Origin of the sequence: Tunturiibacter psychrotolerans (genome assembly GCF_051013365.1) — a bacterium.
GTDB lineage: Bacteria > Acidobacteriota > Terriglobia > Terriglobales > Acidobacteriaceae > Edaphobacter > Edaphobacter psychrotolerans_A.
Window position 1 is genome coordinate 5,407,783 of record NZ_CP132941.1, and the last position, 16,493, is coordinate 5,424,275.

Below are 16,493 nucleotides of genomic sequence, written 5' to 3' on the forward strand. Positions count from 1 at the left end.
CGCTGCCATTTGGGAGAGAGATGAACCGTCGAGCGTTTGCTCAAATGATGACCGCTGCGTTGGCGAATCCTGGGTGGATTCACGCCAGGGAGACTGTGGCGAAAGGTGTGAGATTTTCTTTTATGCTGTGGGCGCTGGAGATTAAGGCACCTTTCGACCGCTGCGTGGAGATCGTTGCCGAGGCGGGTTACCAGGGGATTGAGCTGACGGGAGAGTTTCAGAAGTGGTCGCCGGAGGAGCGGCGGCGGGTGATGGCGAGACTACGTTCGCTGGGGCTGGTGGTGGATTCGATGAGTGGGATTCGAGCCGGGTTCGCGGTGGCGGAGGAGACGGAGGCTTTTCGGGAGCAGTTCGTTGAACATTTGCGCTATGCAAAGGAGCTGGAGTGCCCGCAGGTGATTCTGCTGTCCGGCAAACGGGTTGCGGGAGCGACGGGGCAGCGTGAGACAGCGGTCGAGAATCTGAAGCGTGCGGCGGAGATTGCGGCGAAAGAAGGCATTGAGATCGTGATCGAGCCGATCGATTTGATTGAGAATCCGCCGATCTACCTGGCAAGCGTGCGCGATGGGTTTGAGATTGCGCGCGCGGTGAATATGCCACAGGTGAAGGTGCTTTATGACTTCTACCATGAGCAGAGGAGCTTCGGAAATCTGATCGAAAAGCTTGAGAAAAATGTGGACATGGTGGGGCTGGTTCATGTAGCGGACGTTCCGGGAAGACATGAGGCAGGAACCGGAGAGATCGACTATACGACGATCTATCGCAAGCTGGCGGAGCTGAAGTACAACCGTTGGATCGCGATGGAGTACTACCCTACGGAGGATCCTGTGGCTTCGCTGAAGAAGACGAAGGCGGAAGCGCAGAGGGCGCTTGGGACGGTTTAGTGGCGGTTGTTCCTGTTGGCCGGTGAGGCGTTGTAGAATCGAGCGTCGTCCACGACGGCCGAAACGAATCGCTTGCCGAATCAGAGAGACAGGATCGCTAGAGTGCGGGTTTCCATGTTAGGGCTGTTGCTCCTGCTGATGATGACGCACGGGATGTTTGGCGTGAGTCCCGCACAGCCGCAGTACACGCGGACAGTGTGGAGAGTGCAGGATGGTCTGCCTGAGGACACCGTACAGGCACTTGCTGAGACGAAGGAAGGGTATTTGTGGGTGGGAACGACGGGTGGCCTGACGCGCTTCGACGGGACTCGGTCTTCGATGTACGAAGCGTCGTCGTCCATGCCAGCGTTAGGGGTGAATAGCATCTTCTGCCTGGAGCCTTCGAGTGACGGCGGATTGTGGATCGGGACGGAGGGCGGAGGGCTGCTGCATCTGTTGAACGGGCAGGTGAGGAGCTATGGGGTGACGAGCGGTCTGACAGACGGCTTTGTGCGGGCTGTGCTTGAGGATCGGCAAGGGACGGTGTGGGTAGGCACTGATAACGGGCTCTTCAAGGTTAAGGGGAACAGGGTGGAGCGCGTGGAGATGGCGGAGGGAATGGAACCGCTGGCGGTTCACGCGATCTCTGAAGACAAAGAGGGCAGGATCTGGGTGGGAGGCTCGCGGCTTCTCTCCATCGAAGACGGGAAGCTTCATTTTTATGATTTGCCAGGCAGTTATAGCAGCAACCGGGTCAAGACGGTTCTGCAGACGACGGATGGAGCGCTGTGGGTGGGGACGGTCAATGGCCTGGAACGGCTAGAGGGTGAAAAATTCAAACGCGTGCCAGAGGTTGAAGGCACTGTTCGTACCCTGAAGCAGGCAGCCGATGGGACACTGTGGATCGGCACGATTGGAAATGGTCTGTGGACTTATAAACAGGGAGTGTTTTCGCACCTTACGGGACTGTTGCCGAGCAACACAGTCCTAAAGATCTTTGAGGATTCCGATCACCAGATATGGCTGGGGCTGCAGGCAGGACTGGTTCGGCTCAACCAGACGTCCGTACATGTCGTACCGTTGCCGGGCGGCTCGGATGCGGACTTTGCGACGATCTCGGGGAACGGCGACGGAAGCCTTTGGGCGGTGAGCTCTGGAGTTTACAAGATCAGTGACGGCGTGGCGCGGCCTTACCAGTTCAAGGAGCTGCCGGGGGTGATGGTGCGGAATGTGTTTCGCGACCATGAAGGCGATTTGTGGGTTGGCACTGATGGTAGCGGCGCTTTTCGCATCACGAAGCACGGGACCGTGCACTACTCGGCACCGCGTGAGCTTACGAACAATTTTGTGAGAGGGTTTCTGGAGACTAGCCGGGGGGAGGTGTGGATCGGTACCGACGAGGGTCTAAGTCATCTGACACCGCAGGGAATGCGCAAGCTGACGATGAAGGATGGTCTGGTGCACTTCAGCATTCGCAGCCTGTTCGAAGACCATACGGGGGATGTCTGGATCGGCACGGAGCAGGGGCTCAGTCACTGGCATGAAGGCCGGTTCGTCAAGGATGTGGCCACCGAGACACTGCGGCAGGAGAAGGTGTGGTCGATCTACGAGGATCAGACTCATACGATCTGGTATGGGACGCGCGACCATGGGCTCTTTCGGTATCAGGATGGCCAGATTGCGCACTTCAGCACTGCGCAGGGCCTGGTGAGCAACAGCATCTATCAGATACTGGAAGATCCTCACCGGAGATTCTGGCTGAGCGGTCCGAACACGATCTCATCGATGGATGAGCGGCAGCTGCACAAAGTTCCGATATCCGCGGATCATCTGAGCGTGTCGCTGTACACGATGCCGTACGGTGCGGAGGATGCACAGATGTACGGTGGACGTCAGCCTTCGGGGTACCTGGCACCGGACGGGAGCGTCTGGTTTCCGAGCAGCAAGGGCCCGACGCATATCGTGCTGAATAGGCCTTCCGCTCCGTCGCTGCCGCGCATCTCGTTGCAAAGCGTAACGCTCGATGGGCGTAGCCTTCCGTTTGCGGGCACGGTTGAGTTGCCCGCAAGAATGACTCGCCTGGAGTTCGGCTATGCGCCGCTTTCATTACAGCCGCAGGGCGGAATTCGTTACCAATATAGGTTGAAGGGTTTTGATAAAGAGTGGGTGTATGCGGGTACCAATCTGACCGCCTCCTATACAAACCTCCCTGCGGGCCGCTATCGGTTCGAGGTGGAGGCATTTGACGTAGGCGATCCTGCAAGGGTGATGGAAGCTCATGTGGAGGTGCATCGCGAGCCGTTTCTATGGCAGACCTGGTGGTTCCTGGTGCTGAGCGTGGCGGGGCTGCTGTTATTGACATGGGTCATCTACCGGCTTCGGATGCACCAGGTAAGGCTACGATTCAAGGCGGTTCTGGAAGAGCGCGGACGACTGGCACGGGAGATGCATGACACTGTGATTCAGGGGTGCACCAGCGTATCGGCGTTGCTTGAGGCAGTTGCGAGCCGACGACAAGAGCCTAACCCAGTGGTCGAGGACCTGCTGTCACACGCGAGGACACAAGTTCGCGCGACTATCGATGAGGCCCGCTATGCGGTGTGGAATCTGAGACATGATGATGGCGCGGCGATTGATCTGCCGACTTCGATCGAGGCAATCTCAAAGCAGACGACTAAAGAGTTTGAAGTTGAGGTGGATTGTAAGGTCGAGGGTGAAGTCTATTCTGTACCGGGCTCGATCTCGAGAGAACTTTTGATGGTTGTGAGGGAGGCGGTGTATGACGCGGCTCTGCATGGACAACCGAACAAGATATCTATTACGACTTGCTACGATGCGAAACGTCTGAGCATCCTTGTGGTCGATGACGGTGTCGGGTTTCAGATCGGGATTGTGCCGGCCGAGGGACACTATGGGATCATAGGCATGTATGAGCGGATGAAACGCGTCTCGGGCGAATTTGAGCTGACGAGCGAGCCCGGGAAGGGAACACGTGCCGAGCTGTCTATTGCGCGAACTGCGCTTGTATTGAAGAAGGCCGAGGCATGGCGATGAGACGGAGCAGTTTCAGCTGGCGTTGATTGTGATGTCCGCAGAGGTCAGCGAAGGGCCAGAGGCGAATAGGGTTATCGCGCCTGCAGTTCCGCTGGACTGAAGGAGAACGAGCGCGAGACCGCTGAAGGCGCGTCGGCTCGTGGCCTTATATGGTTCGTGGCTGTCCGGTTTACCGTTGTCGACACCGAGAATTCGACCCGCTCCCTTTACGGAGAAGGTGATCTCGTCGTTGGCAGTCGGTACGACATGTCCTTGTTCGTCGACGATCGAAACCGTGATGTGAGAGAGATCCTCGGGCGACGTGCGAATGCGATCCCGGTCGGCTGTAAGCAGAATCTTAGCTGGAATACCCGTAGTCTTTCTTTCAAACGTGAGGACGACCTTGCTATCCTTGACGCCTCTGGCAGAGAGCACTCCCGCGGCGTAGGGGACGTCCCAGGTGAGATGGAGATCTGCAGTTGTTTGAAGTGCTTTTGCGCGAGGTGGGTAGTTGCCATATGTCCCCACCATTCCTGGCCTCGGGAAGGCATAGCCTTTAACGCCAAGACTTTTTCCATTGAGGAAGAGCTCCACTGTGTCACAGTTGGTATAGCAGGTCACGGGAATTGTTCTACCTTCCTGACCCACCCAGTTCCAGTGCGGCGAGAGGTGAAGAACTGCTTCTTTTGTCCAGAGGCTTTGATAGAAGTAAAAGATGTCTTTTCTAAAGCCACAGGTATCCAGAGGGCCGGTCGCCGCGAGCTTATTTGGCCAACGTGCTTCTCCGAGATAGTCGATGCCTACCCATATGAAGTCTCCGGATACGTAATCGTAAGTCTGAATGAATTTTTGCAGTTGCTCTACCTCGATGGCGTTATTGGAGGTTCGCTCGAAGAAGAGATCGTCTGACTGATCGACTGCGTAGACTCCACGCGCACCATAGGGAGCGGTCGTTTCCGTGCCAATAAAGCGGCGTTGCGGGTAATCATGACGGTCTATACTGTAGGCCTTTTCGCGACGGTCGCGCCATCGATCCACGTAGTTGTAACCGATTACGTCGAGTTTCTCGAGGAATGCCGGGAGCGCCGCTTTAGGCTCTGCGGCGATCTGATCGCACGCGACAGTGATAAGCCGCGTCGGATCATTCTTACGAATGATATCCATAAGAGTCTGCAGAGTCGCGGGCCCCTGAGGTTCGCTCTGATCCGGGACTTCGTTGCCTGCGCTCCAGATGACGATGGAAGGATGGTTTCTGTCGCGCTCGATCATTGCGGTCATATCGCGCTCGGACCACTCATCGAAGTATTTGTGATAACCGAAGTCGGGAGTCTGAAGTTTTGGTTGTCTCCACTCATCGAAGGCTTCGGCCATGACGAGGAAGCCCATGCGGTCGAGAATATCCAGCAGCTCCGGCGCAGGGGGGTTGTGGCTTAGCCGGATTGCATTACAGCCCATTTCCTGAAGAAGCTGCAGGCGGCGTTGCCAGATGCGTTCGGGCACCGCAGTGCCAACTGAGCCTCCGTCACCGTGGATGCAGACGCCTTTCATCTTAATGTGTTCGCCGTTGAGGAGAAAGCCGCGGTCGACGTCAAATTGGACAGAGCGTATGCCGAAGGTAGTTGTCTGCTGATCGATTTGCGCGTCGCCGATTTGGATGGTGCAACGAGTCTGGTAGAGATGCGGCGTTCGTGGCGACCAAAGCGAGGGAGCGGCAATGGTGAACTGCTGGTCCACTACCGCACCGGTGCCCTTCGAAAGCGGATGTGGCGTTGTGGTGTGTTGAATGACGTTGCCGGACGGGTCGAGAATCTCGGCGGTGAGGCTGAGGTCTGTGTCTTGCGTGCCGAGGTTGGAGAGACGCGTCGAAACGATGATCGTTGCGCTCTGAGCATCTACAGAAGGCGTGCGCACACAAATGCCCCACTGAGCGATGTGGACTGGATCAGTAATACGGAGCCATGTGTGGCGATAGATTCCGGAGCCCGAATACCAGCGGCAGTTAGGCTGAAGCGAGTTATCGACGCGAAGGGCAATGTGGTTGGGGCGACCCATGGGAGCCAGATGCGGCGTTAGATCATAGGAGAAGCCGATAAAGCCGTAAGGTCGCATCCCCAGGGAGATTCCGTTGATCCAGACCTCGCTACGCTGATAGACACCATCGAACTCAAGCGTGATTCGTTTATCCCTGGCAGACGGAGGCAAGACAAAACTCTTGCGATACCATCCAATTCCAGTGGGTAGATAGGCGCCATTTCCTTTTGCGGGAGCGTGTTCATCGAAGGAGCCTTCAATGCTCCAGTCATGAGGCAGATCCAGCGTGCGCCATGCAGAGTCGGCGAATGCAACTTTGTCAGCATCGGGCGGATCGCCGAGGAAGAAACGCCATTGCTGATCGAAGTTCGATCTTCTGGTGGTGATGGACTGAATTTTTTGGGGAGATGAGGTGGAGGCTGCAGTGACGGATGTGGCGACTCCCAACGCGGAGGCTGCTGCAACGAAAGCCGTGTCGCTCAGAAAATCTCTGCGTGTGAGGCGGGAAGACATAGTAGGGCAGCCTTTCGGGTCTTTTGACCATGGAGGTAAAAGCTTAGCGTGTGGCTACAGGATGCGAATCCGACGAAAGTCGGATTCGCGTGGTGTGATGCGGAGCGTAGCCTTGTCGCGCATTGAGAGTCAAAGGTGATCGTGAAGATTCAAGAGATCGACAGCCGCTGGCACCCCGGTGGAGGTGCGAAGCGGGCGGGGCCCATGGAACGCTTCGTCAGGTACTCTCGGCACAACCTGGTACGAGATTACGATGGAGCGATGATGAGGATGAGGATGAAGAGATTCGTTCGAGTAGGTGGGATGGCGTTCGGACTGATTGCGATGACCGCCCTGGGGCAGAGTGCGAACGGGCATTTGACAGTACGACTGTGGGCAAACAGCGCGCCGGACTCGCAGGGGTCGACGCCTGAGACGATGCGTGTGGCTCCGGAAGGTGATCACGTCATCACACATGTGGATCAGCCGTCGATCACGGTTTATTTGCCTAATGCGGATAAGGCGACTGGTGCGGCGGTGGTTGTGATTCCCGGCGGAGGACATAGCGAGTTGTGGATCGATCATGAGGGGCATGCGGTTGCGGAGTATCTCAGTAGCCATGGCGTCGCAGCATTTGTGCTGAAGTACCGGCTGGCTCGGGAGAAGGGTTCCAGGTATACGGTCGAAGGAACTGAACTCGGGGACGTTCAGCGGGCGATTCGCACGGTGCGAAGCAGGAGCGAGGAATGGGGTTTGGATACGGCTCGCATTGGTGTCATTGGTTTTTCAGCGGGAGGGGAATTGGCGGCCCTGGCCAGCACCCGCTCCGATTCTGGAAAGCCTGATGCTGCGGATGCGGTGGATCACGTGAGTTCGCGGCCTGATTTTCAAGCGTTGATCTATCCGGGATTGCCGCATGAGAGCCGACTGACGGCTGATACCCCGAGGGCATTTCTTGCATGCGGAGCGATGGACCAAGCCAGGATTTCGCAGGGGCTGGCAGAGTATTACCTCGCCCTGGCGCGGCTGAAGGTGCCAACGGAGCTGCACATATATGCGGGTACAGGCCACGGTTTCGGCATCCGTAGCAGCAATCCAAAGCCGGTGGCGGATTGGCCGGAGTTGTTTCTTGATTGGATGGCGACAGAGAAGTTGTTGAGGCACACGTAGCGCGCAGGAAGACCACGTTGGGAGAGAGAGTATCGCTTTGTAATCTGCAGGCGTAAAATTTTCAACGACTGGAGTACACGGATGTCCGAGACGCGAAAGATTCGAGTGCTAATTGTCGACGATCATCCTCTGATGCGGGTTGGGGTAGCTGCAATTATCGATGGGCAGGCCACGATGATGACGGTCGCTCAGGCAGGCACGGGCGAAGAGGCAGTGGAACTTTATGAGCAGCATCGACCTGACGTTACTCTGATGGATCTTCGCCTGCCGCGGATGAGCGGTGTGGAGGCGATACGCACCATCCGGCGGCGGCATCCCCAGGCGCGGTTCGTTGTGCTAACGACCTACGAGGGCGACGAGGATATTCATCAAGCGCTTGAAGTCGGAACGCAGGGGTACATCATCAAAGGCATGCCGTACGATTTGTTGCTGCAGGCGCTCGAACGCGTACATGCCGGCGGACGATTTCTGCCACCGCCGATCAAGCGCGCCCTCGCCTCACGCATGCCGGACTCCGATCTGAGTCAACGCGAACGGCAGGTTCTCGAACTGCTGGTAGCGGGCAAGAGCAACAAGGGCATTGGAGAGCTTCTGGGCATTACCGAGGCGACTGTAAAGAGCCATGTCAGCGCGATCCTGATGAGATTGAACGCGGAGGACCGAACGCAGGCTGTGGTGTCGGCGTTGCAGCGTGGGCTGGTTCATATATAAACGATCTTTACAGCGTCGGCTCACAGAGTACAGCCTGGTGGAAGGCTGTCCAGTTCTCATGCAGGTGTTCCGCGGATTTTGTGCCTGTGAGTACGACTCCGTCGAAGGCGGAGCGGTTGAGGAAGTTGAATGCGGCGTGCTTGGTGATGGGCTGCTCCGCGTATAGCAGGCTGCCCATGGCAAAGGGGCGGTTCGTAACGACCAGAATGCCCGCATCGGTGGCTTGTCTGACAACTTCATGGAACTGACGCGAAGAGGGATTCAGCGGCAGCTGCAAAACGGAGAGGCTCTGCAGATCAAGGGCGACCGCTGTGGATTCGAGATCGCTGACGCTGGCACCCAGATTGCGAATTCCAAGCGACTGCGCATGCCGGAAGGCACGTTGCAGGTCGGAGCTGCGGAGGGCGGCGGCGGTTGTTTTGTGCAGTTGAAGGATATCGATCTTGCCGAGGCGCTGGAGACTTTCGTCCAGGCTGCGGAAGAGAGCGTCATAGCTGTGATCCACGAAGGGCTGCTGACCGGCTGCATCCCAGTGCTCACCGAACTTGGTGGCGATGGTGAGAGATGCTCGTTGAGTTGGCGTGAGACTGCAGAGGAAGCTGGAGAATCGCTGCTCGCTGACGCCGTAAGAGGGAGCTGTGTCGAAGTAACGAATGCCCAAAGAAAATGCAGTTTCAAGGAGCTGCCGGACGCTGGCTTCATCAGGAACTGAGTCGTTGGTATGGCCCCATGGTTTTCCGATGCCGATAAGACCGAGGCCAAGGGTTAGCCGGCGGCCAACGGAGGGAAAGAGTGAGTTCGGGAGCGACCAACGTGGCGGGGGTAGGGTGGTTGCAGCTTGCAGATCAGTCATGGGTTGTTGGTAGCGTGAGGTTATATTGCGGGATGAGCTGAACCGAGCGTAGTTGCTCAGTCTGACCGGTGGTCGGGATGGTCTTGCGAATGCGGTCTTCGAGGAAGACGGGGCTGTCTCCTCGGAGTGGGAGTATCTGAAGCAGTAGATCGCCGGTCTGATTTCGATTCACAAATCGTTTCAAGCCGATCTTCCAGGGATCGCCGTTGAAGAAGTTGTCGACGAGCAGATGGTGGCCGTTACTCAAGCGAGCGATGTCGCCAACGTAGTCGACACGTAAATAAAGATTGCCGAGATTACTGAGCGAGGCGTTGGCGAGTGAGAGTTTCCATACTGCGGCAGCAGCGTCGAAGGTGTCTTCCTCTGGGGCTTGAGGGACCCCTTGTGGCCGCCACGATGGTGGAGGACCGATCTTTACTGGGGCCGCCGTTCCAGCCTGCTTGATCGGTGTGAGTACCAGAGTTGGGTGAGCAACCGGTAGATGGGCAGATACGGTAGTCGTGCCGTTGGATTGTTGCCGCACGGTGGTTCTACTGGCGGGAAAAGGCCACGCGGGGCTGGTTGGGATCACGGTGAATTGGAAGGCGGGGTCTTTGTCGGACTGAAGCGTGACCTGCGAGTCGCTGGCGAAGAACTGTTGTTTGGTTATAACGAGATGTTCTTCGCCTTTGAGCCGTAACTTCCAGGCGTCTTCCGCGTGTTGCTGAGAGAGGATGAGGATTTGAGCGGGGGATCTGCCCTCGAACCTCAGGGAGAGTGTGGTGTCGAGGGCAGGGGGCAGATCGGTGGCCGTGATGACGCCATTAGCTCGCAGGACGCGACCGTGGGTTCCGTGAATGGTCATGCCAGGCTGGTCTACGAAGGAGAGCTCGCAGCGGATGCCTGAGAGACAAAAGAAGACAAACGTAGAGCCCGTGGGGTTGGAGAGTCGCGTGAAGAGTTGGGCCGTGCTGTAGCGCAGATGAGCGTCGCCCAATTGAAGATTGAATGGCCAGACGAAGTATGAGCCGGTGGGAAGATCCACGGGCTGGTCGGGAAGAAGAAGCGTGCTGTTTGGTAGAGAGATCTTCAGTTGAAAGGAGGGGCGTGAGGGCATGACGGCGCCCCGAACGTAGTTGTTGACGAAGACGAAGCCGCGTTCTCCGCTGGAACGTACGGACAAGCGTGGCACGGAGAGATCGGCAGGTGTCTTCGGGAGTGTGGAGGGTGGGTGCGGAATCATGGGAGCGAGTTGATCGCCGAAGTCGTTGAGGAAATAATTCACGAGTTTGAGTTTGCGAAGGGACTCGCGTTCTTCGCCGAATTCGCTGAGGGGAGCTTGAAAGTCGTAGGATTTGATGGGGACATCGGTGGGGTAGCCGGTTGCCTGCGACTCCTGAAGGGTAGAGAATTCGCCGTCGGGATTTTCGCCACCTTGAAACATGTAGGTGCCGTAGAGATTGACACCGGAGCCGAGCATGACAGGGAACATGGCGGCTACGTCATTGGCCGAGATGACGGGTCGCCGATGGTACGTGTCTTCGATGCCTGCCCCCATCTCGGCGGTGATGAAGGGAGTGTCGGTTGAGGTGGTGTGGGCTGTTGCGCTACCGCCGATCATGCCCATGTTGCCTGCAACGCGGCTGCCAAAACGGAAGGTATAGACTTCGCTGGCGGAAAGATTTCCGGGCGACGCATCCCAGGGTGCATCGGGATATCCGCCGAAAACAGGCAGGACCGCGCCGGAGGGGATGGCCGCATTATCCCAGCCAGTCACGCTGTAGAGTGGCACATCGAGGCCGCTGGCGATAGCGAGTTGTTTGAGCTTGAGTATGTGCGCTTCTCCACCGTTCGCGGTGCGATTGGCGTATTCATTTTCAAGCTGGATGCCGATGACAGGACCACCGTCTTTCCAGAGAAGGTCGTGGAGCTGCTGCCCAATAGCCCTATAAAACCCGGTTACATACTTGAGGTAGGTCGGATCGTTGACGCGTGTCGGTCCCTTGGCGACCAGCCAGTCTGGGAAGCCCCCGTTGCGCGCCTCGCCATGTGCCCATGGCCCGACTCGGACATAGAGATACATATGATGTTTGGCGCAGAGTTGCGCGAAGCGATGAAGATCGCGGTCGCCAGTCCAGTTGAACTTGCCTTCGACCTCTTCGTGATGAATCCATATAACGTACGTCGCGATAATGTTGACCCCCGCAGCCTGCATTTTGAGAATCTGATCTTCCCATTCGTCGGCTGGAACTCTGGAGAAATGGAATTCGCCCATCACGGGAAGCCAGGGCTTTCCATCGAGGGTGAGATAGCGCTGATTCAAGCCGATGGTGTGTCCGTCAGGACTCCGAGCAGATCCTGGTTGAAATGACGACGGCGCTGGGTCGAGATAGAGAGAGGTTGCGTCAACCGTGATCGGGCCGATAGTTGTCGACTGGGCAAAAAGGATGGGAGCGAGCAGAGTGACAAATATGAGTGTGATGATCTGCCTTGGGTTTAGCAATCGATAACCTCTGCGACATTGGATATCTGTGGTGGAATTTGTGCATCCTCCGAAGGATGGAGTGCGGTGAAAAAAGAATCAAACGATTGCTTGAAACGTTGTGTGGAGACTCGCTTTGCTGCATCAGCCTAGCTTCTCTATGATGGTGGCTGCGAGTGAGCGCTAGGATACAGGCGCTCGTTACTCGCATAGCGGAGATTGCCTGATGAAAGCACTGCTACTCTCTGAATATAACGATCTTCAGGTGACCGAGATGGAGCGCCCGGTGCCAGAGGCGGATGAAGTGTTGGTAGAGGTCGCGGCCTGCGGTATCTGCGGCAGCGATGTGCATGGTTACGATGGTTCCAGTGGCAGACGGATTCCTCCCATCGTGATGGGACATGAGGCGGCTGGTATTGTTGCTGGCGTTGGTTCGGAGGTGATCGGGCTGTCAGTCGGAGACCGTGTAACGTTCGATTCGACTGTCTATTGCGGGGCGTGCAGTTTTTGCCTGAAGGGCGATGTAAATCTCTGCGATCACCGGGAGGTGATGGGAGTGTCATGCGGAGATTATCGCCGCGCGGGCGCGTTTGCGGAGTACCTTGTGGTGCCTGCTCGAATTATTTACAAGTTGCCGGAAAGGTTTTCGTTCGTGGAAGCGGCGATGCTGGAAGCGGTGTCTGTCGCTCTGCATGGAGTTGCGGTGTCGGCGATGACGGGCGATGAAGAGGTTCTGGTGATCGGCGCAGGGATGATTGGACTGCTGTTACTGCAGGCAGCCAGGGCCGCGGGAGCAGCGCGGGTCTTTGTTTCAGACGTTGATGAGACGCGATTACGCCTCGCGAAGGAGCTGGGGGCCGATGCAACATTATGTATGTCCGGGGCAGCGCTGATCGACGAGATGGCTCGTGTCACCAAGGGCCACGGTGTGGATGTTGTGCTGGAAGCGGTGGGGCGAGAGGAGACGATCCGAACGGCAATCGACTGCGTGCGGAAGGGTGGCACGGTGACTCTGGTGGGGAATATCTCTCCGCAGGTGGCATTGCCGCTGCAGAAGATTGTGTCGAGGCAGATACGGTTGCAGGGATCGTGCGCATCGGCTGGTGAGTATCCAGAGGCTATCAGGCTGATCGCAGAGGGCGTCATCAAGGTAAAGCCGTTGATTACGGCGGTTGCCCCACTCGAGGAAGGATCGTCGTGGTTCTCGCGTCTGCACGCACGGGAACCGAACCTGATGAAGATTGTGCTTGATCCTCGCATACGAAAAGACGAGAAGGACGCGTAGGTGACACTGTGAGCGCGAAGTTATTTGATCTGACGGGGCAGGTGGCATTGGTAACTGGCGCGAGCCGTGGGTTGGGCCAGTATCTTTCGCGGGCTCTTGCCGGAGCAGGCGCTGATTTGATTCTTACGAGCCGACGAAGAGAGGATCTACTACCTTTTGTCGGCGAGATTGAAGCGATGGGCAGGCGTGTTGTTCCACTGGCGTTGGATGTGAGAGATCAGAGCAGCATCGAGCAGATGGCGGCGGCCGCTTTCGCCGCTTATGAGAAGATTCATATCCTCGTGAATAATGCGGGATGCAATGTCAGGAAGCCGGCCTTCGAGGTGACCTGGGATGATTGGAATCTGATACTGGATACAAATCTGCGCGGCAGCTTTTTCGTCTCTCAGCAGATTGCAAAGCGGATGCAGACGGAACAGTACGGTCGCATCATCAATATCGGGTCGGTCACAAGCGTCTTCGGTTATGCGGGACTTGCACCCTATGGCGCGAGCCGCGGCGGCATCCGACAGCTCACGATGAGCTTGGCGGATGATTGGGGAAGGTATGGGATTACGGTGAACTGCCTTGCTCCCGGGTGGTTTGAGACTGCGCAAAATCGCGTGATGTACGAGAACAAGGAGTGGGTTGAATATCTCGTCGACCGAATTCCGCTGAAGCGGCCGGGAGAGCCGCACGATCTTGACGGCGCAGTTGTTTTTCTCGCGTCCGAGGCAAGCCGCTATGTGACAGGGCAGACGCTTCTTGTCGACGGAGGAATCTCCACTGGGGCCATGCGCGCCACGATCAACAAACCTTCTGCGAACGACGTCGGCATCAAGGAGAGCTAGATGATTCAAAGGGTCGGCCGTCTCCTACAAGGAGCAGTGATTTCGATAGCCGTGGCGCTTCTCTCCGGAGCGGTATGCGAGCGAGTGCAGGCGCAAGACGCTCCACATGCCACCACGAACGGTAAGCTAAGAATCTTCTTTGTCGATGTGGAGGGCGGTCAAGCTACGTTGTTTGTTTCGCCGTCTGGGGAGTCTCTGCTCATCGATACAGGCTGGCCGGGTAACGATAGGCGAGATGCGAATAGGATTGTCGCCGCGGCAAAGGAGGCGGGACTGAAAAAAATCGACTACCTGCTCATCACGCATTATCACGACGATCATGTTGGCGGCGTTCCGCAACTGGTTGCACAGATTCCTATCGGTACTTTTATCGATCACGGTCCGAACCGGGAGCTCGATCATGGAGTTACGGAACATGGTTACGCTGAGTATCAGAGGGTTTTAGCTGCGACGGGAGCGCACCATATTGTGGCTCGGCCGGGTGATACGTTGCCGATCGATGGGCTTGAAGTGATCGTGGTCAGCGCGGATGGCGATCTAATTTCCAAATCTGTGAGGGGCGGAGGTCAGGCGAACTCGTTCTGTAAAGACTCGGAGATTCGTCCTGCCGATAAGACCGAGAACGGCCGGTCGCTTGGAGTTTTGCTTCGCTTCGGTAAGTTGAAGGTTCTCGATCTCGGCGATTTGACCTGGGATAAAGAAAGGGAACTGATGTGCCCGGTCAATAGGCTTGGACGTATCGATATCGACGTTGTGTCCCATCACGGCTGGTATCAGAGCAATAGTCCGGCGCTGATCGATGCGATCCGTCCTCGCGTTGCCATCATGGATAACGGTGCGAAGAAGGGCGGCTCTATCCCTACTTTGAAGACGATTACGAATACGTCAGCACTCGAACGTCTGTGGGAACTTCACTTCTCGGAAGAAGGTGGCACACAGTTCAATACCGCAGAAAAATATATTGCTAATCCTCCTGGTGAGGACGGGCACTCTCTCGAAGTGAGTGCAGATCATGATGGGAGCTTCGAGGTTCGCAATTCCAGAACCGGCTTTACGGAGAGATATTCCGCGCGTTAGGGCCTGATGATCTCAGGAGCGATCTGCCTGATCTCTCCCAGCAGGAAGATATAACTCAAGACCCCAATGACCACGTAGATGGCGGAGATGCGGAAGGCCCAGACGTAACTGTGGGTCGCCGCGACGAGATAACCGGTGATGATTGGAGCGGCAATGCCGGAGATCTGATTAGAAAAATTGACGATACCTCCAACAGTTCCGACGCTGCCGAGCGGAGCGATCATGGAGGGGATCGACCACCCGACCGGAGCTGCCGCGGCGAGGCCTCCGATTGAGACGCTGATCCAGATGAGCGCCCGTGTCGGCGTATGTGCGTTCGAAGCACCCAGAATCCCGAGCCCGAACGCGGTTCCACAGACGAGCACTGTCTTGCGGACGCGGCTTGCATTCCATCCCCGTTGAATGAGCGCGTCAGATCCCCACCCTCCGAGGAGGTCGGTGCCTGTTGCGATCAGCCAGGGTACTCCAGTGTAGAGAAAAGAATGCAGCAGATCGATGTGTAGTGCTGAAGAAAGATAACTAGGCAGCCAGGTAAGCAGGAGGTAAAAGACATAGTTATACGATCCGAGACCGAGAGCCAGACCGAGAACTTTTCGTTGTCGCAGCATGTATCCCAAAGAGGATGGCGGGGCGGCTACCGCGCGCTGTTCCGATTCGTCTGCAATGTAGGTTCGTTCTTCAAGGCTCAGATCAGGATCTTCATTGGGGTCGCGATAGAACCTCCAGAAGAGAGCGAAGTAGAGAAGGCTTAGAACGCCGGTCATGGCGAAGCTCCATCGCCATCCAACACGTAAGAGCAGAAGGCCTAGTACGGGCACCCCAATGGCAGAGGCGAACTTGGCCGAGGCGTCAAAGAGCGACGTTGCAAGGCCGCGTTCGGATTGGGGGAACCAATAGCCTATCGCCTTTGCATTTGCAGGAAACGTTGGAGCCTCCCCTACGCCGAGTAAAAGACGAGCGCCTAAAAAGCTTCCGACCCCGGGGGAGATTGCGGCTCCGAAGGAGGCCATACTCCAGAGCAAGATACTTACGCGGCCGATCCGTTTGACGCCGAGTCGATCCAGAAGCAAGCCGACTGGAAGCTGACAGAGAGCGTATGTCCAGTTATAGGCTCCGGAGAGATAGCCAAATGCAATATCGGAGATGCCGAAGGTTGAGTACAACGCAAGATGAGAGACCGAGAGGTTAACCCGGTCAAAGTAATTGACAAGAACTCCTGCTGCCAGAAGCCATGCAATACTCCATCGGCGTAGGCCCACGGGCTGTACCTGCTTAGGTGTCACGATCTGTTGTCCAATGGCATTGAGGTTCACTCCAACTTTTGGCGGATTCGGATTGCAAGCGTGAGAGCGTACCGTTCTTCCGTTCTGTTATACATGCGTTGCGACCGTAGGACCTCTTGGGGATTGCATATGCCAAAGCAGCTGAGATGGCAGATACTCTGCACGACAGTGAGCAAGGTGAGATCGCCGATGACAGGAGAGTTTGGCTGGAACGGCGGAGCGATCACACGTGGGCGAGCGGGCTATTTGATAGCGGCGTTTAGTGGAGGGAAGTCCGAAGATGACGTTGAGGTTTCCCGCGCGGGTTTGTCGAAGCTCAAAGAAGGGCTTTAGCGTCGTGTGCCGCAGGCCTCGTCTTCAACGATGCAGCGCCGGGCTACTTCAAACTCCATCGTCGTGTGCGT

12 protein-coding genes are annotated in these 16,493 nt (G+C 56.8%); 8 read left to right on the forward strand and 4 right to left on the reverse strand.

Annotated features, from left to right (window positions below; all coding sequences use genetic code 11):
• Positions 1 to 20 precede the first annotated feature (20 nt).
• Together RBB76_RS23080 and RBB76_RS23085 are read left to right on the forward strand one after the other, a co-directional pair.
• Positions 21 to 884: a TIM barrel protein gene (locus tag RBB76_RS23080; protein WP_429630812.1), complete on the forward strand. Its 864-nt coding sequence runs from the start codon at positions 21 to 23 to the stop codon at positions 882 to 884.
• Between the two features lie 102 nt (positions 885 to 986).
• Positions 987 to 3,917 (forward strand): sensor histidine kinase, encoded by a 2,931-nt coding sequence (locus RBB76_RS23085; RefSeq protein WP_429630810.1) that lies wholly within the window; start codon positions 987 to 989, stop codon positions 3,915 to 3,917.
• A 12-nt stretch (positions 3,918 to 3,929) separates the two neighbouring features.
• On the opposite strand, the gene RBB76_RS23090 is transcribed toward RBB76_RS23085, so the two are convergent.
• Positions 3,930 to 6,440: a glycoside hydrolase family 2 TIM barrel-domain containing protein gene (locus RBB76_RS23090; protein WP_429630808.1), complete on the reverse strand. Its 2,511-nt coding sequence runs from the start codon at positions 6,438 to 6,440 to the stop codon at positions 3,930 to 3,932.
• A gap of 276 nt (positions 6,441 to 6,716) precedes the next feature.
• Here RBB76_RS23090 and RBB76_RS23095 point away from each other — a divergent pair, with 276 nt between their 5' ends.
• A complete protein-coding gene (locus RBB76_RS23095; RefSeq protein WP_429630806.1) occupies positions 6,717 to 7,589 on the forward strand; it encodes an alpha/beta hydrolase in 873 nt (290 codons plus the stop codon).
• Positions 7,590 to 7,670: 81 nt separating this feature from the next.
• Positions 7,671 to 8,300 carry a response regulator gene (locus RBB76_RS23100; protein ID WP_429630804.1) on the forward strand — a complete coding sequence of 210 codons (630 nt, stop codon included), beginning with the start codon at positions 7,671 to 7,673 and terminating at the stop codon, positions 8,298 to 8,300.
• Positions 8,301 to 8,307: 7 nt separating this feature from the next.
• On the opposite strand, the gene RBB76_RS23105 is transcribed toward RBB76_RS23100, so the two are convergent.
• Positions 8,308 to 9,153 carry an aldo/keto reductase gene (locus tag RBB76_RS23105; protein WP_429630802.1) on the reverse strand — a complete coding sequence of 282 codons (846 nt, stop codon included), beginning with the start codon at positions 9,151 to 9,153 and terminating at the stop codon, positions 8,308 to 8,310.
• Positions 9,146 to 11,635 (reverse strand): beta-galactosidase, encoded by a 2,490-nt coding sequence (locus RBB76_RS23110; RefSeq protein WP_429630800.1) that lies wholly within the window; start codon positions 11,633 to 11,635, stop codon positions 9,146 to 9,148. The genes RBB76_RS23105 and RBB76_RS23110 overlap by 8 nt, the downstream gene beginning before the upstream one ends.
• A gap of 205 nt (positions 11,636 to 11,840) precedes the next feature.
• Between RBB76_RS23110 and RBB76_RS23115 the strand changes: the two genes are divergently transcribed.
• The 3 genes from RBB76_RS23115 to RBB76_RS23125 are packed head-to-tail and all read left to right on the forward strand — an operon-like array spanning position 11,841 to position 14,806.
• A complete protein-coding gene (locus RBB76_RS23115) occupies positions 11,841 to 12,899 on the forward strand; it encodes a galactitol-1-phosphate 5-dehydrogenase (RefSeq protein WP_429630798.1) in 1,059 nt (352 codons plus the stop codon).
• Positions 12,900 to 12,907: 8 nt separating this feature from the next.
• Complete coding sequence (locus RBB76_RS23120; protein ID WP_429630796.1) at positions 12,908 to 13,729, forward strand: SDR family NAD(P)-dependent oxidoreductase; 822 nt, start codon at positions 12,908 to 12,910, stop codon at positions 13,727 to 13,729.
• Entirely contained in the window at positions 13,730 to 14,806 is a 1,077-nt protein-coding gene (locus RBB76_RS23125) for a ComEC/Rec2 family competence protein (protein ID WP_429630794.1), read from the forward strand.
• On the opposite strand, the gene RBB76_RS23130 is transcribed toward RBB76_RS23125, so the two are convergent.
• On the reverse strand, positions 14,803 to 16,065 hold the full coding sequence (locus tag RBB76_RS23130; RefSeq protein ID WP_429631160.1) for an MFS transporter: 1,263 nt from the start codon (positions 16,063 to 16,065) through the stop codon (positions 14,803 to 14,805). The genes RBB76_RS23125 and RBB76_RS23130 overlap by 4 nt on opposite strands.
• Before the next feature lie 153 nt (positions 16,066 to 16,218).
• Between RBB76_RS23130 and RBB76_RS23135 the strand changes: the two genes are divergently transcribed.
• Positions 16,219 to 16,422, forward strand: a complete 204-nt coding sequence (locus RBB76_RS23135; protein ID WP_429630792.1) for a hypothetical protein — start codon at positions 16,219 to 16,221, stop codon at positions 16,420 to 16,422.
• The last annotated feature ends 71 nt before the right edge of the window (positions 16,423 to 16,493 follow it).

Bases quoted from the DNA above. Each gene is read 5' to 3' on its own strand.
- RBB76_RS23080 (WP_429630812.1), top strand. From the start codon at position 21: ATGAACCGTCGAGCGTTTGCTCAAATGATGACCGCTGCGTTGGCGAAT.
- RBB76_RS23090 (WP_429630808.1), bottom strand. From the start codon at position 6,440: ATGTCTTCCCGCCTCACACGCAGAGATTTTCTGAGCGACACGGCTTTC.
- RBB76_RS23095 (WP_429630806.1), top strand. From the start codon at position 6,717: ATGAAGAGATTCGTTCGAGTAGGTGGGATGGCGTTCGGACTGATTGCG.
- RBB76_RS23100 (WP_429630804.1), top strand. From the start codon at position 7,671: ATGTCCGAGACGCGAAAGATTCGAGTGCTAATTGTCGACGATCATCCT.
- RBB76_RS23105 (WP_429630802.1), bottom strand. From the start codon at position 9,153: ATGACTGATCTGCAAGCTGCAACCACCCTACCCCCGCCACGTTGGTCG.
- RBB76_RS23115 (WP_429630798.1), top strand. From the start codon at position 11,841: ATGAAAGCACTGCTACTCTCTGAATATAACGATCTTCAGGTGACCGAG.
- RBB76_RS23125 (WP_429630794.1), top strand. From the start codon at position 13,730: ATGATTCAAAGGGTCGGCCGTCTCCTACAAGGAGCAGTGATTTCGATA.
- RBB76_RS23135 (WP_429630792.1), top strand. From the start codon at position 16,219: ATGCCAAAGCAGCTGAGATGGCAGATACTCTGCACGACAGTGAGCAAG.